This is a genomic window from Streptococcus sp. 2020WUSS089 (assembly GCF_044427405.1).
Taxonomy (GTDB): domain Bacteria; phylum Bacillota; class Bacilli; order Lactobacillales; family Streptococcaceae; genus Streptococcus; species Streptococcus hashimotonensis.
This window is the reverse complement of the sequence record NZ_JAOTGD010000004.1, coordinates 131,020-144,128: the sequence shown is the minus strand read 5'-3', so window position 1 is coordinate 144,128 and position 13,109 is coordinate 131,020. Positions and strand designations below refer to the sequence as shown.

Sequence of the window (13,109 nt, the reverse complement as noted above, 5' to 3'; positions counted from 1 at the left end):
ACTGTAACTGGTTTTAGCCATTTCTTTTTCCTCCTTTATCTAACCTGAACAATTAGATTATATCAGGAAAAAGAAATGGAAGCTCAAAGCCTTGTCAGCCACCAGCATAGCTGGTGGTTTTCTTGTTTTTCTCTACGAGAAAAACTGGCTCGAAGCCATAATAAAAATAAAGTACATTTTTTAATCAATGTACTTTATGCTTCTATCTCAGTATTATCAAGGGTTTAGACCATGTTAGGTCATTTGTTCATAAATTTTCAGTTTTTGCTATATAACTAGAAATTTTTTTCACGCCCAAAATTTCAAAAATCTACATTATTTCACGGTAAACTTACTGAGCATTAGAATCTCCTTCGCAACCTCTTCTGGCTTCAAACTGTCTGTGTTTAACCTTTGCCCAGGAATATGACTTTCAAAAGCTTTTAAACAAACATCAAGATGTTTTTTGGCCCAGATGTTGTCTTCATTGACTCGATTGTCTAAACGTTCTAAAATGGTTGTTTTATCAGCTAACAAAATATAATGTTCCAAAGGAATCTTATCCTTTATCAATTGCTGAATAATCTCCTGATAATATTCTTTCTTATAGATTGTCATGGGAATAATAATAATCTTATCAGTTTTATCCGCTAAATCAAATACTATTTTATAAGTAATCTGTCGCCAAACGGAATAATCTTGAAAATCTTCAGGACATACAGTCTGAGGTAATTGATGTTGTAAGAAATCACCTAGTAACTCGGGAACATATAGATAGGAGTTTTCTATTCGTTTGTGTAATATATTTGCTAAAGTAGTCTTTCCGACACCGAATGGGCCATTTAACCAAATAATCATACAGTATTCCTTTCTATTTTTACAAAAAAGTTTACACAAAATAAATTATGTAAACTTTTTTGTTCTATAAAATCAACAAAACGTACAATACTAGGACGCTAATGATACTAAATAGCGAACCAATTAAATAGTATTCAGCAAAGGCTTGGCTTTTGGATATTTTATCATAGCGTGCGATGGACTTTGCTGTAAATACCAGTCCGATAGCTGTGTATTGCCCCAGAAGCAGAAAAATTCCCATTATGAGGCGCTCCAATTGACCAATCAAGGCTCCTGCACCTGTCACAGTCTGCTCTTCTTCTCCTTCCGCTACCTGATATTTGCTAAAGTAGAGTTTGAAAAGAATATTGACGGGTTTGCTGATCAGAAGGATAAAAAGGATTTGCAGAAGGATATAATTTGGTTCAATCCAGAGTGAGTGTGAAGCGACATTGACGCCGATAGTATGATAAAGAATGATGATAGAGATGATATGTAGCAATTGATCAGCTAAGAATGCTCCAGCTTCCCAGGAGTCCTTTATCCAATGGTGTTTGTTGAGAAAATATTTGACATAGTCAATCGCAAGATGGCTCAGCCAAACTTGAAAAAATAAATTTCCGTTTTGAATTGGGACAAGTAAGTATAAGATAAGAAGAGGGATAGCAACAATGAAAAGGTGCATGAAAAGAGCTTTCAAATGAAGCTTTTTAGCATCTGCCAGAGCTTGACTTTGGAAGGTGAAATCACTTAAAAAGTGGGCAATAAGCAAGGCGGTTAAAACTGGATGTTGAATAAGATAGCTAGAAATAACTGAAAATGACATGCTTTATCCTTCTTTCTGACTGAGCTGGAGAATCAAATTCATGGCAGTTTGACGATTACGCAGGTAGAGTTTGATTCCACTGGATTTCAAACGTTTGGTAAAGGCGCTTTGACTGAGTTTCATTTTCTCAGCAATTGGCTTTTGTGTGAAATCTTCTTGATAGATTTTTTGGGAGATTAAGGTTTCAAACAGATCCGTTTGCGAACGATTCCAAGCAGCTTTGATGAAATCGCTAGAAGTTAGCAAGGGGTTGATCACACGATCGATTTGCTTGTATTCAGATGAAAAGGCTAGCTTGCTGGTGCCATAGTCATGGTTGTCATGAATGAAGTCAATAGCCTTGCGTGCTTCCCAATAAGCTGGACCATCTGCTCCAATACTTAGCTTGGGATCGATAGCTGTTAGAATCTCACCCAAACCAATTCCAAATCGAATCTCCACCTCATCACGAAAGGCTAATTGGATTTGGTCAATCATCAAAAAAATATAAGGGTTAGGCTTGCATAAGGCTTGAAATTCATCTCCCTTTGTAATGGTAAAAGGTGATGCGAAGTCCTGAGTGAAGGAATGATTGATTCTATTCAGCTGTTGTTTTAGCCGCTCTTGGATACTAGAGCGATTGGAAGTCTGTTTTGAATTGACAATATCTCCTATTATTGCGATATAATTCATAACTTGCCCTCTGTTTTCTATTATATTTCCATTATAACGGACAATATAAAGATTGTCCACTAAAAAGGACATTTTCAATTATTTTCGTTATAACGGAAAGTGTTTGAATTCAAAAAGCATTTTTTCTGCTTTGCTACTCCTATTTTATATTGCTGTATCTTACTTCTTCGAATAAAAAGTAAAAAAGAAGAGATTATTTTCTCTTCTTTTTGGCTTTCTTGATTTTATTGGCTTGGCGTTTCATGGCTTGTTTCATAGCAAACTCGCCGATTCTACCTTTCAAACCGCCTCCAAACATTTGGGACATGTCTGGCATACCAGCCCCTCCCATCAGTTGGCTCATATCAGGCATGCCTGCACCGCCCATCATATCTTCAAGAGCAGACATATCCATACCGTTCATGTTTGGCATGTTTTTAGGGAGATTATTTGGGTTGATTCCCATTTGTTTCATCATTTCGTTCATGTCGCCTGACATGACACCCTGCATCATGGTTTTCGCTTGGTTGAAATCCTTGATAAATTTATTGACTTCGACAAAGCTATTTCCAGAACCGTTAGCAATACGACGACGACGGCTCGGTGTCAACAAATCAGGGTTTTCTCGTTCGGCTGGTGTCATAGAAGATACGATAGCTCGTTTTCGTGCAATTTCACGCTCGTCAACTTTCAAGTTGGCAAGTGCTGGGTTACCAGCCATACCTGGAATCATCTTCAGCAGGTCTTCCATTGGTCCCATATTCTGAACTTGGTCCAATTGATCGATGAAATCGTTGAAATCAAAGGTATTCTCACGCATTTTTTCAGCGAGTTCCAATGATTTCTTCTCATCATATTCTTTGCTGGCTTTTTCAATCAAGGTCAGCATGTCACCCATGCCCAGAATACGCGAGGACATACGGTCTGGGTGGAAGGTTTCGATGTCGGTGATTTTTTCACCAGTACCGGTGAATTTGATTGGCTGACCAGTAATGTGACGGACAGACAAGGCTGCACCACCACGTGTATCGCCGTCAATCTTGGTCAAAATCACACCAGTAATAGCCAGTTGATCATTGAACTCACGCGCAACGTTGGCAGCTTCCTGACCAATCATGGCATCGACGACTAAGAGGATTTCATTTGGATGAGCAAACTCTTTGATTTCTCTCAATTCGGCCATAAGGGCTTGGTCAATCTGCAAACGACCGGCCGTATCAATCAAGACATAGTCATTGTGATTGGCTTTAGCTTGCTCCAAACCTTGACGAACGATTTCCAGGGCAGGGACTTGATTGCCCAACTCGAATACAGGTACATCAATTTGTTGACCAAGGGTCTTCAACTGGTCAATGGCAGCTGGACGATAAATATCAGCAGCAATCAAGAGTGGACGGGCATTCTCTTCCTGCTTGAGTTTGTTAGCCAACTTACCTGTGAAGGTCGTTTTACCAGCACCCTGCAAACCAGCCATCATAATGATAGTTGGAATTTTTGGTGATTTGATAATTTCTGAAGTTTCAGAACCCAATACAGCCGTCAATTCTTCATCAACGATTTTGATGATTTGTTGAGCAGGGTTCAGAGTATCAATGACTTCATGACCGATAGCACGTTCACGTACTTTCTTGATAAAGTCTTTGACAACTGGCAAGGCAACGTCGGCTTCTAGTAAGGCTAGACGGATTTCCTTGGTTGCTTCCTGAATATCACTCTCAGAAATTTTTCCCTTACGACGCAGATTTTTAAACACATTCTGCAAACGTTCTGTTAAGCTTTCAAAAGCCATATACTTCTCCTCTTATTCTCTATTATCAATACTGGTTAGAATAGCGATTTTTTCCTTCAAATAAGCATCTTCTGGATACTTGTTCAGTATTTCATCGAAAATCTGGCTACGCACCACATAGTCAGAATACATATGTAGCTTCATCTCGTAGTCTTCCAGTAATTTTTCTGTTCGTTTAATGTTATCATAGACCGCCTGACGGCTGACTTGAAATTCTTCAGCAATCTCAGCCAAACTGTAATCATCGGCATAATAGAGCTCAATGTAGTTCATTTGCTTGTCTGTTAGCAAGGCTGCGTAGAATTCAAATAAGGCATTCATTCGGTTGGTTTTTTCAATTTCCATAAACTTTATTATATCAAAAATTCCATATTTTATAAATAAGAAAATCCGTCATCACTAGAAAGATTACGGATTTCAAAATGTTTTGCATAATTATTTTTATGTTAACTATTTTCTAAATAGAATTCGAAACGTTCTCCAACGTACTGACTATTTACAAATTCAAATGCTTGACCATCCTCGAGATAAGATACCTGTTTTAGTGCGAGAATAGCCTGGTTTTTAGAAATTTGTAAATATTGAGCCACTTTGTCATTGGCTAAACGAGCAAAAATGGTTTGTTTGCTCGTTCCAATTCGATAACCATTGTCTATAAGTGTTTTAAAGAAATGGTTGGTAACATCTTCTTTAGGGACATTTTTTATCAAGCGTTCAGGAATGCTGGCAACCTCATACACGACAGGAACATTATCTGCATAGCGGACTCGCTCCATTCGAATAACATACTCGCCACGGGATAAACCTAATTGTTCAACTTCTTTCTCATTAGGTTTGGTTCGTGTATAGGATAATAATTTGCTGCTTGGCGTCTTTCCTTGGAGTTGTACTAATTCAGTAAAGGAAGTCGTGCCTCGCATCTTTTCTTGAACCCGTGTACTGGCGACATAAGTACCGGAACCAATCTTGCGTTGTAGCACCCCTTCCTCCACTAAAAGTGTGATTCCTTGACGGAGCGTCATACGAGAAACACCAAATTCATCTGCTAAATCGCGTTCACTTGGTAAACGTTGACCAATTTTCCAGATTCCGTTATCGATTTGTTCCTTAATTTTATCGTGAATTGTGATATATGCTGCTTTCATTTATCTAGCCTTTCTCTTCTTTCTAGTTTACCAAAAATAAAGGCGTTTGGCTAATTCAGGCCACACTCTATTGGTAAAATTCTCCTAGGCAAACAATGAAGTCAGATTACCTAAAATAAAGTAAGTAAAAACAATAAAAATACGAACACTAACATTTTTATTATCATTCATAGTTTGCAAAACAGATATTTAACAAATAAAATTTGGAAAATGTTCGCTTTTATGTTAAAATAACTACTAGTATTTGATTTTTTTTCAAAACGAAAGGGAAAAACATGACAAAACAAGATGTCCAAAAAATTATTGTATTGGATTATGGTAGCCAGTACAACCAACTTATTTCACGTCGAATTCGTGAATTTGGTGTCTTTTCAGAATTGAAAAACCATAAAATTACAGCTGAGGAAGTCCGTGCCATCAATCCAATTGGTATCGTTCTTTCAGGTGGACCAAACTCTGTGTACGCAGAAAATGCCTTTGATATTGATCCAGAAATCTTTGAATTGGGTATTCCTATCTTAGGGATTTGCTATGGTATGCAGTTAATTACCCATAAATTGGGAGGTAAGGTTGTTCCTGCTGGTGAGGCTGGAAATCGTGAATATGGTCAATCAAATCTTCAACTGAAGACTGAATCAGCGCTTTTTGCTGGAACACCAGAAGAGCAGCTTGTACTCATGAGCCACGGGGATGCTGTAACTGAAATTCCTGCTGATTTCCACTTGGTTGGTCTGTCTGCTGACTGTCCTTTTGCTGCTATTGAAAATACTGAACGCCGTATCTACGGTATCCAATTCCATCCAGAAGTTCGTCATTCCGTATATGGAAACGATATTTTGAAAAACTTTGCGTTTGGTATCTGTGGAGCCAAAGGCGACTGGACAATGGAAAACTTCATCGAAACAGAAATTGAAAAAATCCGCCAAACAGTCGGTGACAAGAAAGTCTTGCTCGGTTTGTCAGGCGGTGTCGATTCTTCTGTTGTTGGGGTCCTGCTCCAACGCGCTATTGGTGACCAATTGACCTGTATCTTTGTTGATCACGGACTTCTTCGTAAGAATGAAGGCGATCAGGTTATGGAGATGTTGGGTGGCAAGTTCGGTCTCAATATTATTCGCGTTGATGCTGCTAAGCGTTTCCTAGACCTTCTAGCAGGCGTATCTGACCCTGAGAAGAAACGTAAAATCATCGGTAATGAATTTGTTTACGTATTTGACGATGAAGCGAGTAAGTTGACTGATGTTGAATTCCTAGCGCAAGGAACACTTTATACTGATATTATCGAGTCAGGAACGGATACTGCTGAGACAATCAAATCTCACCACAACGTTGGTGGTCTGCCAGAAGATATGCAGTTCAAGTTGATTGAACCGCTCAATACTCTCTTTAAGGATGAAGTTCGTGCCCTTGGTACTGCTCTTGGTATGCCGGATGAAGTTGTATGGCGCCAACCATTCCCAGGACCAGGCCTTGCCATTCGTGTCATGGGTGAAATCACTGAGGAAAAACTTCAAACCGTTCGCGAATCTGACGCTATCTTGCGTGAGGAAATTGCAAAAGCGGGTCTTGACCGCGATGTGTGGCAATATTTCACGGTTAATACTGGCGTTCGCTCCGTAGGTGTCATGGGAGATGGTCGTACCTACGACTACACCATCGCCATCCGTGCTATCACTTCTGTCGATGGAATGACAGCTGACTTTGCCAAACTACCATGGGATGTTCTTCAAAAAATCTCTGTCCGCATCGTAAACGAAGTAGACCACGTCAACCGCATCGTCTATGATATCACAAGTAAACCACCAGCAACAGTTGAGTGGGAGTGATAGAGCCTGGGGAGAGGCTCTATCAGCCAGTCTATCAAGACTGTTTTACCCGACGCCTGAAAACAAGAAAGCGTCGCTGATCTGGGAAATCAATTTACCCGACACTCCAAAATAGGAAAGAGTCTTATAAAAAAACAATCAAAGGGTAGTTTAGTGCTACTACTTTGATTGTTTTTCTTGTTTTCTAGCTTAAAACTCTAACTAGTACCGTTTTGGAGGGGATACAAAATGCGATGTAATGATGTCATCCAGTTGTTCAGCAATGCTTGCAAACTGCAGGTTTAAGTCCAAATTTTTGACACTAATCTGGTTTCCATGCATTTGGTAGACCTGATTAGGTTGAATATCTATATCGGTTTTAGCGTATAGAAGCATTCCCGCTACTGTATCGTTTGAATCTGACAGGCGATAAGCCTGATTTTTCACATAGGTAAAAATTTGGTATAGATTATTTGAATGGAGTGTGCGCTTATCAAAGCGAATCTGTGTGTTACTAGAATAATATTTAGCATCAATAATCAATATAGTATCTTTATATTTGAGGTAAATATCACTCTGCATGATGGGGAGCATTTCTCCAAAACCATCATCTAGTGCCCAAGGTATCTGAGAGGCGGTAACCTGTATTTGGGGATAATGCTTTTTATAATATCCAAGAATGAACTTCTCATATAGCAAGGATTCCCTCCGCTCATCAAGAAAATTCATCAATTTCTTATTCCCTTCCCTCTCTGTATGAATTAATCCATTCACTACCAAATAGCAGATTGACATTAGTAATTGATACGATTGATTGTTTCGATTATATTGTAAATTCCAATTGATTGAGTGTAGATTAATTTTTGAGACTTCTCCAAAGAAAACTAAGAGTTTTCTCAATTTCTTTTTCCTGTCCCTGCTTATATCAGCTTTTAGCAGTATCTCAATGCTTGCTTTGATAATGCGATTCATTGTACTGTCAAGAGAAAAATCATCGTATTGGCAAACAAGTTGTTTTCTACGCCAATTCGGAGGTGTTAAAGATTCAGCGATATGTATTTTACCTTTAAGTGCCGAGAGTGACTCAGTTTGAGAACAATACTCTCGACCAAGTCCTCTTTTCACCTGTATCGAAAGGCTAATAATCATTATTTCCGCCAGTAGATCTGCAGCATTTTTAAATTCTTCAGTAGCGATCCGTTTATATTCCTGCTTATGAAGGATTTTGAATGCGTAAGATAGCATATAGTAGATATTTTGGACAGGTATCACTGGATGGCACTCCTTAACTTACTACTCCAATCATGAATTTTTGTCGGTTCATCAAACCAATATTCTTTCAAGAGGGGAATCAGTTCATATTCAACAATGGCTTCTAGCAAACTTTGGTCCAGTACTTCTGCCGATAAACCGCAGAAGTAACTATGCCCAATACAGAAGCTATCTCCCAGTACTTCCTCTGTTGAAATGGCCTGATTTAGCTTTTCTACACAGGAAATGAGTCTATCGAATTTTTCGTTTTTCAGATTTGTTTGATAATCTTTGAATCCCGCAGTTGAAAAACCTGGCTTAATGTCAAAGAAGGCAAAGCGACGTCTCAGTGCATAATCAAGTAGGGCTAAACTCCTATCTGCGGTATTCATCATGCCGATGATATATAGATTTTCTGGAATTGAGAATTGCTCATCCGAGTAGAGGAGCTGTAAAGACTTGCCTCGTTTGTCATTTTCTATCAGCATAAACAATTCACCAAAAATTTTGCTCAAATTTCCCCTGTTTATTTCATCAATAATAAAGAAATAATCATGACCCTTGTCAGACTCTGCTTTTTTGCAGAAAGTATAGAACGCCCCTCTTCTCAGCTCAAAGCCACTTGTTGAAGGTCTAAAGCCCATGATGAAGTCCTCGTAGGAATAGCTTTGGTGAAACTGAATTGTCTTGACCCTTTCTAAATCTGGTTTACCCATTAATGAAAATGCTAGGCGTTCTGCAACAAACGTCTTTCCAACTCCTGGTGCTCCTTGTAAGATGATATTCTTTTTCAATTGGAGTATGGAGGTTAATTTATCATACTCTTCTTCTGTCATATAGACTTCTGATAGGAAGTAATTTTTCGTATAGCTATCTTCTACTACCTCTTCTCCACCTATCTCGTTTCCAGTATCAGTTTCATCAGCCAGTAGAGAAATTGCTCCAGCACTTCTTTCCTTCTCTTCTTGATTGATCTGTTTAGAATATTTCCAAGCCATGGATGATAATTCTTTAAAATCTTTCAGTTTGCTCTCTGCACTGTTTAAATAATGATGCATAGAGTCCGATATATAAAAATAATCATCGGCAGAAATTTTTGACTTCATCTTTGGCAATTTTTGGACAATGTCAGTTGGAATCTCCCCAGATTTGTACACATATTTTTTATTTTGCCTATCTAAGCTCAAGAAAAAGTCGGGAGCAATCCAATACAAGGCCATCGTAATCTTGCTGTTGCCATTTCCTTTCTTGTTTATAGCCAAATCAAAATAGTGTGAAAATTTTTCTTTCTTCTCAGCCGTAGGCTCCTTGCTATAGGTCAAAGCAGCAATGAAAAGTTCCCATAAGTCATCAATATCTTTCTCATCACGATCTCCGATGAAGTAATAGAAAGTCGCATTCTGATTATTCAGTACTGGTATGCTTTCAAAAGAGGATGGGATTTCCGCTTGGAGGTGGAATAATTCTGCTATAGCTGTCAGAATTTTGATGCGATTCTCTTCTGTTATTTTCTTATTGAAGAGTCCAAATATCGTAAAAGGATCAATATCTATCAGTTGATTGTCCTTTTCTAACGTGGGCATATGTATTTTTGTTTTGGTATAGATAGCTTTTACTTTCTCAACCAGTTCTGCTCTATTATCTTTATAGTCTACCAATTTCCAAGCAAATTCCTTATAAAAGTTTACCCAATTGAATTGATTTTGTTCATCCATAGTATCCTCCAACGGTGTTGTATCCACACCTATTAAATTATGAGTTCGAATTTACCTATATTTTATCATTAAACATTCCTGTCGTAAACTTAGAATTTATATACTTGTGTAACCGTTTAATGCGGTACCTCAAAATAGTTGCTTTTGATATTTTTATATGATAATATGTGAATGAAAACGTTTTAGAAAGGTGTGATGGCTGTGCTGAAATACTCGAAAGTGCTGTTACTTGTCTTGCTTATTGCTACTGGTCTATCTTGTATCGGAATCTACTGGCTTGGAAAAGAGCAAAATAGATTATTAAATGAGCAGTGTCATTCCTTGAACATACGTATTATTAATGATCTAGAAACAAAAATTGATGCCATTGGTGGTCCGCAAAATCCGCGTATCATTGGATTCTATCAACGAGATGCCACTACTGCTATCAGCCAGCGGATTGGTACAGCTTCTGAGGAGGAATTGAAAATAGCTAAACCTGACAATCTATTCCAGAAAGAGTGGATTGTTCTCTATCCTCAAACGCGCAGCAGTCCCTTTGAAAATACTTCTGCCTATGCAGTAATGAAAACCAGTATTAAGGCTGACTGGCTCCATGTGACTACTTCGTCAGAGATGGAATTAGATATTTTTTATGAGAAGGCAGATGAAAGCTTGCTGACCTTGGAAGACTTGGTGCAAGACAAGGAGAGTTTTCGTACTACACTAAAAACAATCCTAGTTTCAGCTAAAAATGAGGCTGAGATTCAAGTTCAAAAAGATATTTTAGAAATGTTTGAGAGTGATGATTGGTCTGCTATTCCCTTTGCTTACACTGAAAAATCTCTGATATTGGAGAAAGCTGTCATTTCAATTTCTGCATTTGTAGATAGTTTAAATCCCTACTATTTTTCAGAACAAACCCTTGCAGATTTGCGTTTATTAGAAGAATCGCGCCAGGCTTTGGAAGATTCGGTAGATAAGACAATTATCACCTATCCTTGAATAAACGGTGGGAGTGGGAAAGTCGTCATGGATGTCTTTCCCAGCTTTTTTTATTTTTTCGTTTAACAGATTAAACGTTTTTGTGGATTTGAAAAATATTTTTTGTTATACTTGTGTTATGAAAACATCAACACTTGGAAAGTTACTAGAATTACCAAATTTTCACCACTTCTACACCGTTCCAATTAGAGAAAATACGGAGTCTTCTGGAAATTATATAATTGTTTTTGAACAGGACAAGCAACCTGTATTTGTTGATTTGAAAAATGAGACTGGTCACACTCGTGAGGTACGCTTTGCCAGTCATTTTGACAGCGCCGGTCTTCTGGTCGGATTAGGAGCCATTCCTATCAATTATTGGCCTACCTGCCAGATTCTTGGTGTGAAGAAAAATAATAATCGACGAGGACTTAGTCTATCTAGTCTGATGGATGGTTATGGACGTCTACCTATTTTTAAGGAAATGGCAGAGCGTTATAGAGCGCGTGGGAAATCAACCATTTATGACCCCTACCGTTATTCGTATACTATTGATGAGAAAAAGGTTATTAAGGATAATCAATTAACCCTTATTCCAAAGAAAGAATACGAAAAGATAAAAGATTTTCATCCTTTTTTGCAAACAAAGCATGGAAATGTTTATGCAGTTCCTTGTTTCTATCAAGACAGAAAACGAAATCAGATAACAAAAATATATATTATGGGCTGGTACTTTTATGAGAAGCAATTAAAAATATCTTGGAAACCTTCTCATTCTCGTAAAAGCCGCTGGCGTTCTTCGCTTGTTTCAGTTGATAAATTATCGGACCGCTTCTTCTTTCAAGGAGAATTGTATAAAAAAGGAACCTATCCAGTGTTCCTTGAAGACCTCACAATAAAAAATAAGGCCTACCAACATCGCCTGGATAGGGAGTTTGCAGCCTTTTTAAGTATTATTGAAGAACAAAAACGGAGAGCACAGCTCCGTGTTAAGTAGAAAATGGTTAGTTTGGTAAATTACCGACTATCATTTTTACGATTATCTTTTAGTTTTACAACGACTCGAAACTGGCGATCAGGATGATTTTCTGTATTGGACATCTGAATACGTGCCTCTAGAATATCGCCGTGTCCAAAATAGATTAACCGACTGATTAGTGAGTTTTTATCCGATGGAATATATCCTAACTTTGTGCCCTGATAAAAGATTGCTACAGCTTCTGAGTCATGTGGGTTTGACGGTTCTCCGACTAGCTGAACAGGTGTTCCTGGTTTGAGTTGGTCGATTACATCTAGTCCATCATAGTAGGCAAAGGCTGCCAAATGAAAATCTTGAACATTGCGTGTTGGTTCAAATGATGTGAATGTCATGTCTAACCTCCTAGAGAATCATTATGGTTGATAAACAATTTGATAATCTGCATTGATAATGACACCGTTTTGGTAAATAGTGTAACGGGCATTATCATCGCCTTCCAAAATATTATATGGAATAGATTCGGTGCGCGTGTAGTTACCTTCAATGACGCGCCAATTGTTTTCGCCTAAAATTGAGTTGGCATAATCAATCGTTTTTGGTCCACTATCCAACTGGACGCCTGTTTCAGTATTTTTTAATGGGTCTATACCGCTAGTGGCTGAATTAGTCAAGCGATAATAAACATCTACCACGTCTGCGTCTGCTGCTGTTTCTTGGCTTATTACAATCATTCTATCGCGCGTAGAGTCAGTAGTGTCTGTCTCAGTTGTATTTGCTTGTGTTCCTTTGGGAATCATTAATAGTGTTACATCGCCAATCGTTGCGTCTACATAGCCTGTTTCAAAAATTCCGTCAGTTATTTTTCCGCGACCAAGTAAGGATTGGCTATCTGCTACTAATCCTTTGCTATTGAAGACTAGTGAATTTCCTTGGCTATTTTGCCAGGTGCCTAGTATACTGTCGTAATTGCCTTGCATTAGAGCATCTATATCCATAGAACTAAGAGAAATCTCACGTTGGATTGTTGATGAAGTGCTTGTATTGGCATTAGAAACCTGGGTATCAGCAGTTGAGGTACTTGCGGAACTGCCCTTCTTTTCAGTTTGACAGGCAGAAAGCGACATGATAGTGAGCAAGCCAAGAGCGAGTGCTAAATATTTTCTTTTCAT

Annotated in this window: 13 protein-coding genes; 3 read left to right on the top strand and 10 right to left on the bottom strand. The window is 38.3% G+C overall.

What is annotated here, in order from left to right; all coding sequences use genetic code 11:
* Positions 1-315: 315 nt before the first annotated feature.
* The 6 genes from ODU46_RS05550 to ODU46_RS05525 all read right to left on the bottom strand — a co-directional run bounded on the left by ODU46_RS05550 (position 316) and on the right by ODU46_RS05525 (position 5,227).
* Positions 316-837, bottom strand: coding sequence for an AAA family ATPase (locus tag ODU46_RS05550; protein WP_336372768.1), 522 nt, complete (start codon positions 835-837; stop codon positions 316-318).
* A 64-nt stretch (positions 838-901) separates the two neighbouring features.
* Positions 902-1,642 carry a DUF3307 domain-containing protein gene (locus tag ODU46_RS05545; protein ID WP_205027455.1) on the bottom strand — a complete coding sequence of 247 codons (741 nt, stop codon included), beginning with the start codon at positions 1,640-1,642 and terminating at the stop codon, positions 902-904.
* Between the two features lie 3 nt (positions 1,643-1,645).
* Positions 1,646-2,314, bottom strand: a complete 669-nt coding sequence (locus ODU46_RS05540; protein WP_114866484.1) for a SatD family protein — start codon at positions 2,312-2,314, stop codon at positions 1,646-1,648.
* Positions 2,315-2,507: 193 nt separating this feature from the next.
* Entirely contained in the window at positions 2,508-4,082 is a 1,575-nt protein-coding gene (gene ffh, locus ODU46_RS05535) for a signal recognition particle protein (RefSeq protein ID WP_398579361.1), read from the bottom strand.
* 12 nt (positions 4,083-4,094) lie between these two features.
* Complete coding sequence (locus tag ODU46_RS05530) at positions 4,095-4,427, bottom strand: putative DNA-binding protein (protein WP_002935001.1); 333 nt, start codon at positions 4,425-4,427, stop codon at positions 4,095-4,097.
* Between the two features lie 101 nt (positions 4,428-4,528).
* Positions 4,529-5,227: a GntR family transcriptional regulator gene (locus tag ODU46_RS05525; RefSeq protein WP_024410069.1), complete on the bottom strand. Its 699-nt coding sequence runs from the start codon at positions 5,225-5,227 to the stop codon at positions 4,529-4,531.
* Between the two features lie 275 nt (positions 5,228-5,502).
* Here ODU46_RS05525 and guaA point away from each other — a divergent pair, with 275 nt between their 5' ends.
* Positions 5,503-7,053, top strand: a complete 1,551-nt coding sequence (gene guaA / locus ODU46_RS05520) for a glutamine-hydrolyzing GMP synthase (RefSeq protein WP_014637936.1) — start codon at positions 5,503-5,505, stop codon at positions 7,051-7,053.
* Positions 7,054-7,254: 201 nt separating this feature from the next.
* Here the strand turns inward: guaA and mcrC are convergent, their stop codons facing one another.
* Positions 7,255-8,304, bottom strand: a complete 1,050-nt coding sequence (gene mcrC, locus ODU46_RS05515) for a 5-methylcytosine-specific restriction endonuclease system specificity protein McrC (RefSeq protein WP_024406340.1) — start codon at positions 8,302-8,304, stop codon at positions 7,255-7,257.
* The gene (locus ODU46_RS05510; RefSeq protein WP_024406339.1) at positions 8,301-9,998 is read right to left on the bottom strand and encodes an AAA family ATPase; all 1,698 of its coding nucleotides are present in this window, start codon (positions 9,996-9,998) and stop codon (positions 8,301-8,303) included. Before ODU46_RS05510 ends, mcrC begins: the two co-directional genes overlap by 4 nt.
* A 195-nt stretch (positions 9,999-10,193) precedes the next feature.
* Here ODU46_RS05510 and ODU46_RS05505 point away from each other — a divergent pair, with 195 nt between their 5' ends.
* A complete protein-coding gene (locus tag ODU46_RS05505; RefSeq protein WP_398579360.1) occupies positions 10,194-10,982 on the top strand; it encodes a hypothetical protein in 789 nt (262 codons plus the stop codon).
* A 31-nt stretch (positions 10,983-11,013) separates the two neighbouring features.
* The gene (locus ODU46_RS05500; protein ID WP_205027452.1) at positions 11,014-11,958 is read left to right on the top strand and encodes a hypothetical protein; all 945 of its coding nucleotides are present in this window, start codon (positions 11,014-11,016) and stop codon (positions 11,956-11,958) included.
* A gap of 20 nt (positions 11,959-11,978) precedes the next feature.
* Here ODU46_RS05500 and ODU46_RS05495 read toward each other — a convergent pair whose 3' ends face one another.
* Both ODU46_RS05495 and ODU46_RS05490 read right to left on the bottom strand, forming a co-directional pair.
* Positions 11,979-12,332 carry an HIRAN domain-containing protein gene (locus ODU46_RS05495; RefSeq protein ID WP_002943204.1) on the bottom strand — a complete coding sequence of 118 codons (354 nt, stop codon included), beginning with the start codon at positions 12,330-12,332 and terminating at the stop codon, positions 11,979-11,981.
* 21 nt (positions 12,333-12,353) lie between these two features.
* Positions 12,354-13,109: a DUF6287 domain-containing protein gene (locus ODU46_RS05490; RefSeq protein WP_024406336.1), complete on the bottom strand. Its 756-nt coding sequence runs from the start codon at positions 13,107-13,109 to the stop codon at positions 12,354-12,356.

What these genes read in the sequence shown, in the direction of transcription:
- ODU46_RS05550 (WP_336372768.1), bottom strand. Translation starts at nt 837, where the DNA reads ATGATTATTTGGTTAAATGGCCCATTCGGTGTCGGAAAGACTACTTTA.
- ODU46_RS05545 (WP_205027455.1), bottom strand. Translation starts at nt 1,642, where the DNA reads ATGTCATTTTCAGTTATTTCTAGCTATCTTATTCAACATCCAGTTTTA.
- ODU46_RS05540 (WP_114866484.1), bottom strand. Translation starts at nt 2,314, where the DNA reads ATGAATTATATCGCAATAATAGGAGATATTGTCAATTCAAAACAGACT.
- ffh (WP_398579361.1), bottom strand. Translation starts at nt 4,082, where the DNA reads ATGGCTTTTGAAAGCTTAACAGAACGTTTGCAGAATGTGTTTAAAAAT.
- ODU46_RS05530 (WP_002935001.1), bottom strand. Translation starts at nt 4,427, where the DNA reads ATGGAAATTGAAAAAACCAACCGAATGAATGCCTTATTTGAATTCTAC.
- ODU46_RS05525 (WP_024410069.1), bottom strand. Translation starts at nt 5,227, where the DNA reads ATGAAAGCAGCATATATCACAATTCACGATAAAATTAAGGAACAAATC.
- guaA (WP_014637936.1), top strand. Translation starts at nt 5,503, where the DNA reads ATGACAAAACAAGATGTCCAAAAAATTATTGTATTGGATTATGGTAGC.
- ODU46_RS05510 (WP_024406339.1), bottom strand. Translation starts at nt 9,998, where the DNA reads ATGGATGAACAAAATCAATTCAATTGGGTAAACTTTTATAAGGAATTT.
- ODU46_RS05505 (WP_398579360.1), top strand. Translation starts at nt 10,194, where the DNA reads ATGGCTGTGCTGAAATACTCGAAAGTGCTGTTACTTGTCTTGCTTATT.
- ODU46_RS05500 (WP_205027452.1), top strand. Translation starts at nt 11,014, where the DNA reads ATGTCTTTCCCAGCTTTTTTTATTTTTTCGTTTAACAGATTAAACGTT.
- ODU46_RS05495 (WP_002943204.1), bottom strand. Translation starts at nt 12,332, where the DNA reads ATGACATTCACATCATTTGAACCAACACGCAATGTTCAAGATTTTCAT.
- ODU46_RS05490 (WP_024406336.1), bottom strand. Translation starts at nt 13,109, where the DNA reads ATGAAAAGAAAATATTTAGCACTCGCTCTTGGCTTGCTCACTATCATG.